The organism is Microcella daejeonensis, assembly GCF_026625045.1.
GTDB classification, from domain to species: domain Bacteria; phylum Actinomycetota; class Actinomycetes; order Actinomycetales; family Microbacteriaceae; genus Microcella; species Microcella daejeonensis.
On sequence record NZ_CP113089.1, the window covers coordinates 143890 to 158110 of the forward strand.

Genomic DNA, 14221 nt, shown 5'->3' on the forward strand with positions numbered 1-14221 from the left:
CGCTAGCGCAGCAGCAGGAGCGGGAGGTTGCCGAACCACAGCACCGGGAACGCCGTCGGCACCAGAACGGCGCCGGCGACCAGTCCGCTGACCGCGGCCGGGTGCGCTCGACGGCGGTCGCGATCGGCGCTCAGCGCGATGATGCCCGCGGCGATCGCGGTCAGGCCCAGCGCGCCGACGATCGGGATCGCCGGCAGCACGAGCGGGTACAGGGCGAGGCGGGCCTCGCCGCCATCGACGTAGACCGGCCCCCAGATCACGGCGAACGCAGCCCCGAGCACCGCCCAGCCGACGCCGGCGCCGGTCAGCGCGATCCACGACCCGACTTCCACCCGTCTGCTCATCGAGAGCTCCTCACCTGTCGCCTCGAGACTATCCGCGGACAGACGGATCGGCCGTCGATCGCTGCGCCGCGACGCTCGCGCCGGCGCGCCCATCGCGTACGATCGAACACAGTTTCGAACGGCGAGGGCGGGAGGCGGGATGGCGCGACGCCTCACGCGCACGGCCGGGCCGGAGCATCCCCTGCTCTTCGCCGACGCCCGCGACATCCCCGCGCCGCCCTCCGCGCCACGGCCGCGGGCGGGCGACGCGCTCGAGGGGTACGCCGCGGTGCTGAGCGCGGCCGAGGCCGTGCCGCTCGACGAGCTCGGGCTCGTCGGCCCGGGCCGCACGGTCGTCGTCGCGGGCGAGCGGGCCCCGGCCCCGGGCGACTGGCAGGCGAACGGGATGCTCGACGACGGCCGCGCGGTCGTGCCCCTGCTGCTGCCGGCGCGGGCCGCCGCGGGCATGCGCACCGCCGCGGTCGCGCGGTTCCTGCTCGTCACGGGAGTCACGCGCGAGCACCCCGCGGGCACCGCCGTCGAGATCGCCGAGGTCGCCGACCTGCGCGAGCTCGCCCGCACCTGGGCGGCGAGCGCCGCATCCGCCGCGCGCGGGGGCCTATCGCGGCGGCGGTGAGAGTCCTCTCATCCGGGCCGATCCGCGGACGGCGACTGGCGATAATGAAGCCATGTCGCGCGTCGTCCCCCTCCCCCAGTGGTCAGTGCGCTCCCGCATCCTCGCCGTCATCCTCATCATCACGACGGTCGGCATGATCGTCGCGGGCGTCAGTTCCTACTTCGTGCAGCGCGACGCCGACATCGCCGCCATCGACGAGGAGCTCCTCGCCGTCGTGGCCGCAGCGCGCACCGTCGTGGTCGAGGGACCGGGCGCCACCGCGACCTCGACGGAGGAGCCCCCGGCCGCCGATCCCGCCGCCCCGGCGGAGCCCGAGTCGGCGCCGACGTGGACCAGCGCACGGGAGGCCCTCGGGGCCGTCATCGGGCGCATCATCCCCGGACGCTACGAGAGCACTCTCGGGCTCGTCGACGGCTCGACGGCGTGGCTGCCGTCCGTCGAGGTGGTCTTCGCCCTGCAGGAGGATGTCGGGTTCGTCGACCGCGTGTGGGAGGAGACCCGCGGCGGCGAGGTCATCCTGGGCACGGCGCTGACCCCCGAGATCGAGGACGTCGGCGCCATCCGCTACGTGGCGGCACCGCTCACGGTCGAGGGCGGCACCGACGAGGGCGTCTTCGTTGCCGCCGTCGACGTGCAGCGCGAGGTCGACGAGGTCGGCGAGGCCTTCGTCACCTTCGCCTGGATCGCCGCGATCACCGTCGTCGTGATCGCCGGGGTCGGCTGGCTGCTCGCCGGGCGCCTGCTCGCGCCGCTGCGGCGGCTGCGCGAGGCCGCCGAGCAGATCACCGGCTCGGACGTGAGCCAGCGCATCCCCATCACCGGCAAGGACGACCTCGCGGCGCTCACCGAGACCGTCAACGACATGCTCGCCCGCCTCGATGGCACCCTCACCGCGCAGCGGCAGCTGCTCGACGACGTGCGCCACGAGCTCAAGACGCCCATCACGATCGTGCGCGGGCACCTCGAGCTGCTCGATCCGAGGAGGCCCACCGAGGTGCGGGCCGCGCGCGACATCGCGATCGAGGAGCTCGACCGCATGAGCGAGCTCGTCACCGACATCGACGCCCTCGCTCAGGCCGAGCGCGGGCAGGTGCTCACCGAGCCCGTCGACGTCGCCGACCTCACCCAGAGCGTCTTCGCCAAGGCCCAGGCCATCCCCGGTCACGAGTGGCGGCTCGAGCGAAGCGTCGCCGCCGTCGCCCCGCTCTCCCCCAGCCGCATCACGCAGGCCTGGCTGCAGCTCGCCGACAACGCCGCGAAGTACTCCCCCGAGGGCTCCACGATCCGCATCGGCTCGAGCGCCTACCAGGGCGCGATCGAGCTGTGGGTCGCCGATGAGGGCCCGGGGATCCCGCCGGAGGCGCAGTCGCGCATCTTCGAGCGCTTCGGCCGCATCGACACGGGGCGCGGGGTGCAGGGCTCGGGGCTCGGCCTGCCGATCGTCGCCGCGATCGCGCGCGCCCACGACGGCTACGTGAGCCTGTCGAGCTCCAGCGCCGGATCGCGGTTCGGCATCGTGATCCCGGTGCCGAGCGAAGCGCCGCTGCCCCCGCCCGCCGTCGAGCTGCCCGCGTCGACCGGCGCGCTGCTGACCACCCCGCCCGCGCGCCGCTCGGGCACCGAGGAGAACTGAATGTCGAGCATCCTGATCGTCGAGGACGAGGCGCGCATCGCGACCTTCGTCGAGAAGGGCCTCGCCTCGGCCGGGTACTCCCCCACCGTCGTCGGCAGCGGCACGGCCGCCGTCGACTACCTCGCGACGGGCTCCTTCGACCTCGTGCTGCTCGACGTGGGGCTGCCCGGCATCGACGGCTTCGAGGTGCTGCGCCGCATCCGCGCCGCGGGCGACACGACGCCCGTCATCATGCTCACGGCGCGCTCGAGCGTCGAGGACACGGTGACCGGGCTCGACGGCGGCGCCAACGACTACCTGCCGAAGCCGTTCAAGTTCGACGAGCTGCTCGCGCGCATCCGCCTGCGCCTGCGCGAGTCGGGTCAGCTCGCCACGGCCGAGACGGCGCTGCAGCACGGCGATCTCTCGCTCGACCTGCGCAGCCGTCGGGCGACGGTCGGCACGACCACCGTCGACCTCTCGGCGCGCGAGTTCGCACTCGCCGAGCAGTTCCTGCGGCATCCCGACCAGGTTCTCTCGCGCGAGCAGCTGCTGAGCCGCGTCTGGGGCTTCGACTTCGACCCCGGGTCGAACGTCGTCGACGTGTACGTGCGCTACCTGCGCGGCAAGATCGGCGCCGACCGCATCGAGACGGTGCGCGGCATGGGCTACCGGCTCGTCTGAGGGCGAGCCTCAGGGATCGCCTGAACGCCCACTGCCCGTGCGCTCATCGCGCTGATTGCGGGATGCTGCGCTCGCGCTCGGCGGAGCGGCTCAGTCGTCGTCGCCCGCGTCGTCGTCCCCGTCGTCGTCGACGCTCGGAGGGGTGTCGACCTCCGTCGCGGGCGGCGCGGGCGCCGGAGCCGGTGCCGGGGCGACCGGCTGGGGTGCGGGGGCCGGAGCGGGTGCCGGAGCGGGTGCCGCCGGAGCCCCGCTCGCGCTCGGCGCCGGCGAGGTCGTGGGCGTCGGCGCGGGCGTCGAGGGGACCACCTCGAAGCTCACGTCACCGCCGCCGACCTGCTTGAGGTCGTCGCCGGACGAGGTCGAGGTGAGCGGGGGCACGGAGGCCGCGGAGGACGAGTCGACGAGCGGCATGGCGGAGGCGACGCCGATGGCCCCGCCGGCTATGACGCCGATGCCGAGAACGGAGGCGGTGCCGGCGGCGATCCAGTTCTTCGATGCCACGTGCTGCTCCTCTCGGGTCGGGTGCCCTCCATTCTTCCGCAGGGGGGCGGGTGCACGACAGGGGGCGGGGATGAGAGTCCTCTCATCCCCGCCCCCTGTCGTGCGGATCGGCGCGTGGGCGCCGAGCGCGATCAGTCGGACGAGCCGACGCTCGCGACGCTCGCGGCCGAGACGACCGAGGCGGGGCTCGCCGGGGAGTCCGCGGCGGGGGCCGGCGCGGGCGCCGGGGCGGGCGGAGCGGGGGCGGGCGCCGGGGCGGGGGCGGCGGGCGCGGGCGCGGAGGCGACCGAGGCGACGCTGACCGGCGACGCCGGCGTCTGCACCGACACGGGGCTCTGCACCGAGACCGGGCTGATCGGGCTCTGCGTCGAGGCGGGGGTCGCGGGCGACGGGGTGACGATGCTGTCGCTCGTCACGTCGAAGGTGACGTCGGCGCGGTCGTCCGAGACGCGGTCGTCGACGGTCAGCCCGGGAACGTCGACGCCGCCGCTCACGATCGGCATCGCGTTGGCGACGCTCACGGCGCCGGCGGCGAGGGTTCCGAGGCTCAGCGCCGATGCGGCGCCGATGGCGAGCCAGCTCTTCTTCTCCATGGGGTCCTCCAGGTGGTGAGGAGGGGGCCGATCGCCCCCTCGATGTCATCAAGACTCGAGGGGCGGGATGAGATCACCAGGAGGCGGAGGTGAGGGGCTTCTCATCCGCCGCCGCGACGCGGTGGGCCCGCTCGATGAGCACGGCGGCGTCGTCGGAGCCCGCGGCGGAGCGGGCGAGGGCGTGGCCCAGCAGCTGCGTCGCGGCGATCGCGTGGGCGCGGTCGGCGAAGCCCGCTTCGGGCCAGCCGAACCAGCGGCGGCGCCAGCCGTCCGCGAGCACGGAGGCCCGGCCGGCCCGCACGGTCGCCCGGCTGCCGCCGTCGTGCACCACCGTGGCGACGAGATGCGCGTAGAGGGCGGCGGCGTCGTCGGCGGGATCGCCCCAGCCCGAGGTGTCGATGTCGAGCACGCCCGTGATTGCGGTGGGGGCGGCGGGGTCGACGAGCAGCTGGGCGAGATGCAGATCGCCGTGCACGGTGCGGCTCGGCGGCGGGGCGCCGCCCGCGCGGAATCGACGCGCGATCGCACGGGAGGTCGACTCGATGAGGCCGTCGTAGGCGGGCAGCTGCTCGGTGAGCCGCTCCTCGTACCAGTCGAGCCGCCGCACCAGCGAGGCGCGGGCGGGAGCCGTGGAGGGGACGAGGGCGATGCGCTGGATGAGGCGCACGATCTCGTCGAGCAGGGCATCCGGATCGGGGATGCGGTCGAGCACGCTGATGAGCTCGACGCCGCCGAGCGCCTCGAGGGCGACGAGGCCCTCCTCGCTCCAGCCGAGCACCGCCGGTACGGGAACGCCCTCGGTGCGCCACTGCGTGTGCTTCGCCTGCAGCGGCTCGGCCGCGGGCGGGCGCACGACCTTGAGGAAGTAGGCCGTGCGGGAGGTGTCGACCCGCACGACGGCGCGCTTGCCGGGGCGGTACGCGGCGAGGCTCACCCGCAGATCCTCGACCGGCAGCCCGAGGCGGCCGAGCACGATCGATGCCGCCTCGGCGTAGACGGCCGTGCGCAGCGCCGGGAGCGCGGGGTCGGCGGGGTAAACCCAGACGTCGACGCGCTCGCCCGTCTGCGGCTGCGTGAGGGTCAGCACCCCCGCGCGCCCGCTCTCGGGCGGCGAGGTCTCGACGAAGACCGTGTGGTCGGCGAGCCCGCCCGCGTCGTCCCGCAGCGAGACGCGGTACCCGTGGGTGAAGCCCTGGCCGGTCGGCTCGATCTGCAGGGCGTGCGCGTCGACGAGGGTCGCCCCCAGCGAGGTCGCGACGGCGGCGAGCACATCATGGTGCAGCACCCGGGCATGAGCGTTCATCCCTCTCATCATGGATGCCCGCGGCCCGTCCGACGAAATCCCGCGCCGATCGGGGCGAACGCGCTCGCCTACGATGGCGCTGTGCCCCGCTTGCTCGCGATCGTCGCCGCCGCGCACGCCGGGCCCACGATCGTCGTCGTCGCCGTGACCCTCGCGCTCGCGGTCGCGGCGGGACTGCCCGGCGAGCGGGTCGTCATCGTGACCGCGATGATCCTCGCGCAGCAGCTCTCGATCGGCTGGTCGAACGACTGGCTCGACGCCGAGCGCGACCGCGATGCGGGGCGCCGCGACAAGCCCGTCGCGCGCGGTGACGCCCCGCTGCGGCTCATCGCGGGCCTCGCCGTCGCCGCCGCGGTGCTCGCCCTCGGGCTCTCCGCCGCCCTGGGGCTCGCCGCGGCCGCCGCTCACGCCGTGTTCCTCGCGAGCGGCTGGCTCTACAACGCCGGCCTGAAGCGCACGCTCGCCGCGACCGCCTGCTACGCCGTCGGGTTCGGGATGCTGCCCGCGATCGTGACGCTCGCGGATGATCCGGCGCGAGCGCCCGCGGCGTGGGCGATCGTCATGGGCGCCCTGCTCGGCACGGCCGCCCACTTCGCCAACGTGCTGCCCGACCTCGACGACGATGCGCGGCACGGCATCCGGTCGCTGCCCCACCGGATGGGGGCGCGCCCCTCCGGCGCGGTCGCTCTCGTCGCGCTCGCCGTCGCCGCGGCGCTCGGGGTCGTCGGCCCCCTTCTCGACGGGGCGGCCCTCGGCGCGCTCAGCATCGTCGGGGCCGTCGCGGGCGGCGGGATGCTCGTCGCGGGCATCGTCGTGCTGGCGCGCGCGCCGGCGTCGCGCGCGCTGTTCCGCATCATCATGGGGGCGGCTCTCGCAGCCGTCGTGAGCCTGCTGGGAGCGGGCGCGGGGTTCTGAGAGCCCGCGACCGTGACCGCGCGGGCATCGCCCCGCATCGCCGCATCGTTCGCTGCCCCGCATCGTTCGCTGCCCCGCATCGCTCGGTGCCCCGCATCGCTCGCTGCCCCGCCTCCTGCCCGGCGCGCCCGTGCCGCTGCGTGGTGGCCGAGGGCGCGCTCGCGGCTCCCCTCCCGCACTCCTTCCATTCCGCAGGAAGTGATCGACTCATGCTCATGGAGATCCTGCGGAGTGGAAGGAGCCGCAAGGAGAGACCCGGACTCTCCGTCACCGTCACCGCCACGGCCGCCGCGCCGCGGCGCGAGCGGGCGCGAGCGGGCGCGAGCGGCGCGAGCGGGCGCGCACGGACCCGCGCGGGCGGGCTCCCGAACCCGGGCGGGCGGGGACGACGGCGGGGCGACTACTGCGGGGCCGACTCCGCAGCGGGATGGGGCTCGCGCCGGGCATCCCGATCGGTGATGCCGACAGCCGAGATGACCCCGCCGACCACGAGCAGGCCCGCGGTGAGCAGCAGCCCGCGGTCGAGCCAGGCACCTTCGATGCGCGTGCCGATGAGGGCGCCGAGCAGGGCGATGGCGACGAGCCCGGCGACCCGGGAGACCGCGTTGTTGATCGCCGAGGCGATGCCCGAGCGGCGCTCGTCGACCGCCCCGAGGATCGCCGCGGTCAGCGGGGCGACCGTCATCGTCAGGCCGAAGCCGAGAACCACGACGCCCGCGAGCGCCTGACCGACGAAGTCGAAGGGCTCGTCGACCGCCAGCAGCAGCAGGAAGCCGACCGCCGCGATGATCGGCCCCGCCGCCATGAACCACCGGCTGCCGAAGCGGCCCGCGAGCGAGCCGAACCACGAGGAGAGCGCGATGTTGAGCACCGTCACCGGCAGCAGCACGAGCCCCGCCAGCGTCGCACTCAGCCCCGCGCCCTGCTGCAGGTAGATCGGCACGACGAAGGTACCGAGCGAGAGAGCGGCGTAGACGGCGACGGTCGCCGCATTGCCGACCGCGAAGTTGCGGGCGCGGAACAGTCCGAGCGGCATCATCGGATGCGCCGTGCGGCGCTCGCGCACGATGAAGCCGGCGAGGCTCACGGCGCCCAGCAGCAGAGGGCCGATCACGACCGGGCTGCTCCAGCCGAAGTTCGCCTGCTCGATGAGCGCGAAGACGATGCCGCCGAGGCCGAGCGCACCGAGCGCCGCTCCCCACCAGTCGACGGGCGTCGCGCCGCGCGCGCCATCGGCTTGCAGCCGCCGCATGAGCACGAGCGTGACCGCGATGGGCAGCACGTTGATCACGAACACCCACCGCCAGCTCGCGAGATCGGTGAGCAGCCCCCCGATGACGGGGCCCGCGATGAAGGCCGCCGAGGTCCACGCCGTCCAGACGCCGATCGCCGTCGCCTGGGCGCGACCGCGGTGCGCGGCCGTGATGAGCGCGAGCGAGCTCGGCACGAGCAGCGCCCCCGCCACCCCCTGCAGCGCCCGGCCCACGATGAGGAACTCGGCCGTCGGGGCCAGCCCGCACAGCAGGGAGGTGACGGCGAAGCCCACGAGCCCGACCCGCAGGACGAGCAGCCGGCCCCAGAGGTCGGAGAGCGATCCGGCCAGCAGGATGAGGGCGCCGAGCGTGATGAGGTAGGCGTCGACCACCCACTGCTGCACGGGCAGCCCGCCGCCGAGCTCGGCGCTGATCGACGGCAGGGCGACCGTGATGACCGTGCCGTCGAGGAAGGCGACGAAGGCCGCCAGGATCGCGACCGCGAGCACCCGGCGATCGAGCACGGTCGACGACGGCCCGGTACCGCTGCTGGCGCTCATGCGTCGAGTCAACCACCCCGGCGACCGACTGCTACCGTGAGCGCCGTGGGCGTGCGCATCGAGAAGGTCGACCTGCCGGGCATCGGCACCCGGCACGACGTCGTCACCGAGCAGGGTCGGCGCATCGGGGTGGTCTCGCACCGCTCCGGCGAGCGGCAGCTCGCGCTCTACGAAGAGAGCGATCCCGACGCCTGCCGCGACTCGATCCGGCTGTCGGAGGACGAGGCCGTCGCCCTCGCCGACGTCCTGGGGGCATCCGTCATGCTCGGCCGCCTGGCGGGTATCCGCGAGCAGGCCGCCGGACTCTTCACCGAGCAGCTCGTGCTGCCCGCCTCCTCGCCCTTCGTCGGCGGCACGCTCGGCGACACCCGCGCCCGCACCCTCACCGGCACCTCGATCGTCGCCATCGTGCGCGACGACGCGGTCATCCCCTCGCCGACGCCCGCGGTCGGTCTCGAAGCCGGCGACACGCTCGTCGTGGTCGGCGAGCGCCCGTCGCTCGAGATCCTCGCGCGGCTGCTCGCCGACGGCTCGCTGCCGGGCTGATCGGTGCACGAGTCGACGCTGCTCCTCATCGAGGTCGGCGCGCTCCTGCTGGCCCTCGGCCTGCTGTCGCGGCTCGCCGACCGCATCGGCGTCTCGCCCATCCCGCTCTACCTGCTCATCGGTCTCGCCCTCGGCGAGGGCGGCGTCGTGCCGATGCAGGAGGGCGAGGAGTTCTTCGCCATCGGCAGCGAGATCGGCGTCATCCTGCTGCTGCTCATGCTCGGCCTCGAGTACACGGCCGTCGAGCTCGTCGCGAGCCTGAAGCGGTCGCGGCGGGCGGGCGTGATGGATGCCCTGCTCAACGCCCTGCCCGGCGCCGCGATGGCGCTCATCCTCGGCTGGGGGCCGGTCGCGGCCGTCGCCCTCGCGGGGGTGACGTGGGTCTCGTCCTCCGGCGTCGTGGCGAAGATCATCCGCGACCTCGGCCGCCTCGGCAACCGCGAGACGCCGACGATCCTGTCGATCCTCGTGATCGAGGACCTCGCGATGGCGTTCTACCTGCCCGTGCTCTCGGCGCTCGTGATCGGGGCGGGACTGCTCGCGGGGGCGACCGCTCTCGTCATCGCGGTGGTGGTCGCCTCGCTCATCCTCTTCCTCGCGCTGCGGCACGGGCGCCTCGTCTCGGCGCTGTTCTCGCCGCACCACGGCGAGTCGCTCGTGCTCGGGGTGCTCGGGCTCACGATGCTCGTCGCCGGTCTGGCGCAGCAGGTGAACGTCTCGGCCGCGGTCGGAGCCTTCCTCGTCGGTATCGCCCTCTCGGGCCAGGTCGCGCACTCGGCCGAGCGCGTGCTGACGCCGCTGCGCGATCTCTTCGCGGCGGTCTTCTTCGTCTTCTTCGGCATCGCGACCGACCCGGCCGACATCGTGCCCGTGCTGATCCCCGCGGCCGTCCTCGCCGCCGTGACGATGGCGACGAAGACGGCGACGGGATGGCTGGCCGCCCGCGAGGCCGGCATCGGGGTGCCCGGCCGGTGGCGCACCGGGCTGACGCTCACGCCGCGGGGCGAGTTCTCGATCGTCATCGCGACCCTCGCGGTGGCCGCCGGCGTCGAGCCGCAGCTCGCGCCGCTCGCGACGGCCTACGTGCTGCTGACCATCGTGGGCGGCTCCCTGCTGGCGCGGCTGCCCGACACGGCGTGGTTCCGCGCGCGGACGGCGCTCTCCCCGCCCTCCCCGACCGCGCCCGCGGTCTAGGGCGTCCGCGACCTAGCGGGCGGGCACCGCCTCCGCGACGAGCTCGCGCACCATCGGGATCACGCGCTCGCCGTACAGCTCGATCGCGTGCATGAGGTCGGCGTGCGGGGTCGGGCCGGTGGCGTACTTGAGGTCGAAGCGCTGCAGCCCCAGGGTCGTGACCGTGGTCGCGATCTTGCGCGCGACCGTCTCGGGCGAGCCCACGTAGAGCGAGCCGTGCTCGATCTCCTCGAGGTAGTGCGCGTGAGTGGTGGGGCCCCAGCCGCGCTCGCGGCCGATGCGCGAGAAGGCCTGCTCGTACTTCGGCCAGAACTCCTGGCGCGCCTGCTCGTCGGTGTCGGCGATGAAGCCGGGCGAGTGCACGCCCACCGGCTGGCGCGGCATCTCGAGCTGGTCGAGCGCGCGGCCGAAGAGGTCGACGTAGGGGGCGAAGCGGGCGGGGTCGCCGCCGATGATCGCGAGCATCATGGGCATGCCGTAGCGCGCCGTGCGCACGACCGACTCGGGGCTGCCGCCGACGCCGACCCAGGTGCGGATGCCGTTGTCGGTCTTGGGGTAGATCTCGACGCCGTCGAGCGGCGGGCGGATGCTGCCGGCCCACGTCACCGGGCCCTCCTTGAGCACCTCGGCGAGCAGGTTGAGCTTCTCCTCGAAGAGCACCTGGTAGTCGGAGAGCTCGAGGCCGAAGAGCGGGAACGACTCGGTGAACGAGCCGCGCCCGACGATGATCTCGGCACGGCCGTTCGAGATGGCGTCGATCGTGGCGAAGCGCTGGAACACGCGGATCGGGTCGTCGGAGCTCAGCACGGTGACGGCGGAGGAGACGGTGATGCGCTCGGTACGCGCCGCGATCGCCGAGAGGATGACGTCGGGGGCCGAGACGGAGTAGTCGTCCCGGTGGTGCTCGCCGATGGCGAAGGCGTCGATGCCGACGCGGTCGGCGAGAACGCCCTCCTCGACGACGTCGCGGATCACCTGCGGGTAGCTCACGGGGCGGCCCTCGGCGTCGTGGCTGACGTCGCCGAAGGTGTTGAGCCCGAACTGCAGCTCGGAAGGGTTCACGATCTCGGTCATGGGGGCATCCGTCCTCTCGCGTGCTTTATATGCAAACGTATCAAACTACCGAACCGTGGGATGCCCGCTGGTATTCCCGCTCCCCCGAATGGCTCCGCCCCGCTACGGCTGGATGCGCTCCCGCTGCCACTCGCCGCCCTCGGCACGCGTGTAGACGAGCCGGTCGTGCAGTCGCGAGGTGCGCCCCTGCCAGAACTCGATGCGGTGCGGCACGATCCGGAAACCGCCCCATCGCTCGGGGCGCGGCACCGTCTCCTCCTCGGCGAAGCGCTCCTCGGTGTCGCGCACCTTCTGCTCGAGCGCGTCGCGCGAGGCGATCGGCTGCGACTGGTCGCTCGACCAGGCGGCGATCTGCGCACCGCGCGGACGCGCGGAGAAGTAGGCGTCGGAGTCCTCCTGCTCCACCGGCCGGGCCTCGCCCGCGATGATCACCTGACGGTGCAGCGAGTACCACGGGATCACCGCCGAGACGGTGGGATGCGCGAGCAGGGCGCGGCCCTTGCGGGAGGTGTAGTCGGTGTAGAAGGCGAAGCCCCGGGCATCCGCCCCGCGCAGCAGCACCGTGCGGATGGAGGGGGCGCCGTCGGGATCGATCGTGCCGAGCACCATCGCGTTGGGCTCGTAGACCTTGCGCTCGGCGGCCTCCGTCATCCAGGCGAGGAACTGCTCGAGCGGGTCGGCCGCGGCGTCGGATTCCTCCAGGGCCTCCGATCCGTAGTCGGTGTGCGTGCGCAGCGCGGAGTCGAGCGGGTCGGGAACGGCGTCGTGGCTCATGGCCACAGCGTAGGCGGGCGGTGCCGCGAACCCGCCGAGACCCGGCTCCGCATCCCCTCGCCGCCGATCAGGCCATCGAATCGAGGATGCCCGTCAGGTCGTCGAGCGTCGTGAGCGGGTTCACGATCGCGAAGCGGGCGTTCGTGCGCCCGGCGTGCGAGCTCGGAACGACGAAGGCCCGCTGCTCCTCGAGCAGCCCGGCCGACCACGCGGCGTAGTCCACCGGCTCCCAGCCCTCGCGCTCGAACACCACGACCGAGAGCTGCGGATCGCGCACGAGCCGCAGGTACGGTCGCTCGGCGATGTCGGCGGCGATCGCGTGGGCGAGGTCGATGGAGGCGCCGATGGCGGCGCGGTAGGCCTCGGCGCCGAAGGTCGCGAGCGAGAACCACAGCGGCAGGCCGCGCGCGCGGCGCGTGAGCTGCACCGAGAAGTCGCTGGGGTTCCAGTCGCTCGCCCCGGTGAGCGCGTCGAGGTACTCCGCGTGCTGCGTGTGGGCGAGCCGGCCGATCTCGGGGTCTCGGTAGAGCAGGGCGCAGGCGTCGAAGGGGGTGAAGAGCCACTTGTGCGGGTCGACGATGAGCGAGTCGGCGGCCTCCACGCCGGCGAACCGGTGCCGGGACGCGGGATCGAGGGCTGCCGCGAGACCGTAGGCGCCGTCGACGTGCAGCCAGAAGTCGTGCGCCGACTTCAGCGCGGCGATCGAGGCGATGTCGTCGACGATGCCGAAGTTGGTCGAACCGCCCGTGGCGACGACCGCGATGACGGCCTCGCCGTGCTGCTCGAGCACGGGGCGCACCTGCTCGCCCGTGAGCATGCCGCTGTCGCCGACGGGCACCGCGACGACGTCGACATCCATCACCCGGGCGGCGGCCGCGATGGAGGAGTGCGCCTCGGCGCTGCCGACGATGATCCAGCGGGCCGGGCGCGGGCGGCCCGCGGCGGCGAGCGCGCGGGCGCGGTGGTCGCGCGCCGCGACGAGGGCGGAGAGGTTGCCGATGGTGCCGCCCTGCACGAAGACGCCGCCCGATCCCTCGGGCAGTCCGAACTCGCGGCCGAGCCAGTCGAGCACCTCGTTCTCGGCGAAGACCGCGCCCGAGCCCTCCATCCACGATCCGCCGTAGACGGCCGTCGCCGAGACGATGAGGTCGAAGGCGGTCGCGGCCTTAGTCGGCGCCGAGGGGATGAACGAGAGGTAGCGCGGGTGGTCGGTGGTGATGCAGGCCGGTGCGAGCACGTTCTCGAACAGCGCGAGCGCGCGGCGGCCGCCGATGCCGGTCTCGCTGATGCTGCCCGAGGCCAGTCGTCGCAGCTCGGACGGCGTCATGGGCTTGTCGAGCGGGCTCTGCTCGCCGAGGATGCGCCGGTGCGCGTAGTCGAGCACCATGTCGACGAGCGCGGTCGTCTCGGGGGTCACGGCGTGCATGCGCGTGACGTCGACGGGGGCGTGCGCGGACCGCCCGCCGGGGGCGCGGACCGCGGCGCGGGCGGTGTCGGACGGGACGGGGAGCGGCTCGGAGCGGGTCACGGCGCTGTCCTCTCGGACGGGGCGGGGCCGACTCGGCCTCCGCCGCGGCGCGCCGCCCCGCGGATCGGGACAGCGGGCGCCGGATACGACGAAACCCCGGTCGGAACCGGGGCTCGCATCGCATCGTGGTGGACCTGAGGGGATTCGAACCCCTGACCCCCTGCATGCCATGCAGGTGCGCTACCAGCTGCGCCACAGGCCCGTGGCCGGCGGATTCCTCCGCTGACAACTCCCTCAGCGTAGTACATCGGTGCGGCCCGCTCCAATTCGAGCGGTGCGTCGCGTCGCCGACGGGCGTTGAGGGGATGCCCGCTCAGTCGAAGAGCTCGCTGAGCCAGTTCTTGCGGCGGTTCTGGGGGTAGCCCTGCTGGCCGTAACCCTGCTGGCCGTATCCCCTGCCGTACCGCGGTGCAGAGCCCGGCGAGTTGGATCCCCATCGCTGCGGGTAGCCGGGCTGCGCGTAGCCCGGCGGCGGGAATCCGCCCGGCTGCTGCGGCGGGACGTTCTGCGGCAGATCGACCCGGGGCGCCGCCGGCGCGGCCGCGGGCGGGGCGACCGCGCCCGCGCGGTCGATGATCTTGTCGAGCTCACCGCGGTCGAGCCACACCCCGCGGCACTGGGGGCAATAGTCGATCTCGATGCCGTTGCGGTCGCTCATGACGAGCGTCGTGTCGTCGGTGGGGCACTTCATGTTTCGAGCATCCCCCGCGGGGCTAAACGCCGC

At 73.8% G+C, this 14221-nt stretch carries 15 protein-coding genes and 1 tRNA gene; 6 read left to right on the forward strand and 10 right to left on the reverse strand.

Annotated elements, in window-relative coordinates; translation table 11 throughout:
- Positions 1-2: 2 nt before the first annotated feature.
- Entirely contained in the window at positions 3-344 is a 342-nt protein-coding gene (locus OVN18_RS00760; protein ID WP_267781357.1) for a hypothetical protein, read from the reverse strand.
- A 139-nt stretch (positions 345-483) separates the two neighbouring features.
- Here OVN18_RS00760 and OVN18_RS00765 point away from each other — a divergent pair, with 139 nt between their 5' ends.
- From OVN18_RS00765 to OVN18_RS00775, 3 genes are read left to right on the forward strand one after another with little or no spacing between them, the layout of a single operon-like run.
- On the forward strand, positions 484-960 hold the full coding sequence (locus tag OVN18_RS00765) for a hypothetical protein (protein WP_267781359.1): 477 nt from the start codon (positions 484-486) through the stop codon (positions 958-960).
- Between the two features lie 52 nt (positions 961-1012).
- A complete protein-coding gene (locus OVN18_RS00770; protein ID WP_267781360.1) occupies positions 1013-2593 on the forward strand; it encodes a sensor histidine kinase in 1581 nt (526 codons plus the stop codon).
- The gene (locus OVN18_RS00775; RefSeq protein WP_267737615.1) at positions 2594-3256 is read left to right on the forward strand and encodes a response regulator transcription factor; all 663 of its coding nucleotides are present in this window, start codon (positions 2594-2596) and stop codon (positions 3254-3256) included.
- Between the two features lie 90 nt (positions 3257-3346).
- Here OVN18_RS00775 and OVN18_RS00780 read toward each other — a convergent pair whose 3' ends face one another.
- The 3 genes from OVN18_RS00780 to OVN18_RS00790 form a co-directional block, all read right to left on the reverse strand.
- A complete protein-coding gene (locus OVN18_RS00780; protein ID WP_267781361.1) occupies positions 3347-3757 on the reverse strand; it encodes a hypothetical protein in 411 nt (136 codons plus the stop codon).
- A 131-nt stretch (positions 3758-3888) separates the two neighbouring features.
- Entirely contained in the window at positions 3889-4350 is a 462-nt protein-coding gene (locus OVN18_RS00785) for a hypothetical protein (protein WP_267781363.1), read from the reverse strand.
- Positions 4351-4423: 73 nt separating this feature from the next.
- A complete protein-coding gene (locus tag OVN18_RS00790; protein ID WP_267737618.1) occupies positions 4424-5653 on the reverse strand; it encodes a phosphotransferase family protein in 1230 nt (409 codons plus the stop codon).
- An 81-nt stretch (positions 5654-5734) separates the two neighbouring features.
- On the opposite strand from OVN18_RS00790, the gene OVN18_RS00795 reads away from it, so the two are divergent.
- Positions 5735-6568: a UbiA family prenyltransferase gene (locus OVN18_RS00795; protein WP_267781365.1), complete on the forward strand. Its 834-nt coding sequence runs from the start codon at positions 5735-5737 to the stop codon at positions 6566-6568.
- Positions 6569-6968: 400 nt separating this feature from the next.
- On the opposite strand, the gene OVN18_RS00800 is transcribed toward OVN18_RS00795, so the two are convergent.
- Entirely contained in the window at positions 6969-8381 is a 1413-nt protein-coding gene (locus tag OVN18_RS00800; RefSeq protein ID WP_267781367.1) for an MFS transporter, read from the reverse strand.
- 36 nt (positions 8382-8417) lie between these two features.
- On the opposite strand from OVN18_RS00800, the gene OVN18_RS00805 reads away from it, so the two are divergent.
- On the forward strand, positions 8418-8927 hold the full coding sequence (locus OVN18_RS00805; protein WP_267781369.1) for a cation:proton antiporter regulatory subunit: 510 nt from the start codon (positions 8418-8420) through the stop codon (positions 8925-8927).
- Positions 8928-8930: 3 nt separating this feature from the next.
- A complete protein-coding gene (locus OVN18_RS00810; RefSeq protein WP_267781371.1) occupies positions 8931-10121 on the forward strand; it encodes a cation:proton antiporter in 1191 nt (396 codons plus the stop codon).
- Between the two features lie 12 nt (positions 10122-10133).
- Here the strand turns inward: OVN18_RS00810 and OVN18_RS00815 are convergent, their stop codons facing one another.
- The 5 genes from OVN18_RS00815 to OVN18_RS00835 all read right to left on the reverse strand — a co-directional run bounded on the left by OVN18_RS00815 (position 10134) and on the right by OVN18_RS00835 (position 14188).
- Positions 10134-11195 carry an LLM class flavin-dependent oxidoreductase gene (locus OVN18_RS00815; protein WP_267781373.1) on the reverse strand — a complete coding sequence of 354 codons (1062 nt, stop codon included), beginning with the start codon at positions 11193-11195 and terminating at the stop codon, positions 10134-10136.
- Between the two features lie 102 nt (positions 11196-11297).
- On the reverse strand, positions 11298-11969 hold the full coding sequence (pdxH, locus tag OVN18_RS00820; protein WP_267781375.1) for a pyridoxamine 5'-phosphate oxidase: 672 nt from the start codon (positions 11967-11969) through the stop codon (positions 11298-11300).
- Positions 11970-12036: 67 nt separating this feature from the next.
- Positions 12037-13395 carry a pyridoxal phosphate-dependent decarboxylase family protein gene (locus tag OVN18_RS00825; RefSeq protein WP_267782839.1) on the reverse strand — a complete coding sequence of 453 codons (1359 nt, stop codon included), beginning with the start codon at positions 13393-13395 and terminating at the stop codon, positions 12037-12039.
- A 228-nt stretch (positions 13396-13623) separates the two neighbouring features.
- Positions 13624-13699, reverse strand: a tRNA-Ala gene (locus OVN18_RS00830).
- Positions 13700-13810: 111 nt separating this feature from the next.
- Positions 13811-14188 (reverse strand): TFIIB-type zinc ribbon-containing protein, encoded by a 378-nt coding sequence (locus OVN18_RS00835; protein WP_267737628.1) that lies wholly within the window; start codon positions 14186-14188, stop codon positions 13811-13813.
- Positions 14189-14221: the final 33 nt, after the last annotated feature.

Coding starts and splice junctions, on each gene's coding strand:
- OVN18_RS00760 (WP_267781357.1), bottom strand. CDS start 344: ATGAGCAGACGGGTGGAAGTCGGGTCGTGGATCGCGCTGACCGGCGCC.
- OVN18_RS00765 (WP_267781359.1), top strand. CDS start 484: ATGGCGCGACGCCTCACGCGCACGGCCGGGCCGGAGCATCCCCTGCTC.
- OVN18_RS00770 (WP_267781360.1), top strand. CDS start 1,013: ATGTCGCGCGTCGTCCCCCTCCCCCAGTGGTCAGTGCGCTCCCGCATC.
- OVN18_RS00775 (WP_267737615.1), top strand. CDS start 2,594: ATGTCGAGCATCCTGATCGTCGAGGACGAGGCGCGCATCGCGACCTTC.
- OVN18_RS00785 (WP_267781363.1), bottom strand. CDS start 4,350: ATGGAGAAGAAGAGCTGGCTCGCCATCGGCGCCGCATCGGCGCTGAGC.
- OVN18_RS00790 (WP_267737618.1), bottom strand. CDS start 5,653: ATGAACGCTCATGCCCGGGTGCTGCACCATGATGTGCTCGCCGCCGTC.
- OVN18_RS00800 (WP_267781367.1), bottom strand. CDS start 8,381: ATGAGCGCCAGCAGCGGTACCGGGCCGTCGTCGACCGTGCTCGATCGC.
- OVN18_RS00815 (WP_267781373.1), bottom strand. CDS start 11,195: ATGACCGAGATCGTGAACCCTTCCGAGCTGCAGTTCGGGCTCAACACC.
- pdxH (WP_267781375.1), bottom strand. CDS start 11,969: ATGAGCCACGACGCCGTTCCCGACCCGCTCGACTCCGCGCTGCGCACG.
- OVN18_RS00825 (WP_267782839.1), bottom strand. CDS start 13,395: ATGCACGCCGTGACCCCCGAGACGACCGCGCTCGTCGACATGGTGCTC.
- OVN18_RS00835 (WP_267737628.1), bottom strand. CDS start 14,188: ATGAAGTGCCCCACCGACGACACGACGCTCGTCATGAGCGACCGCAAC.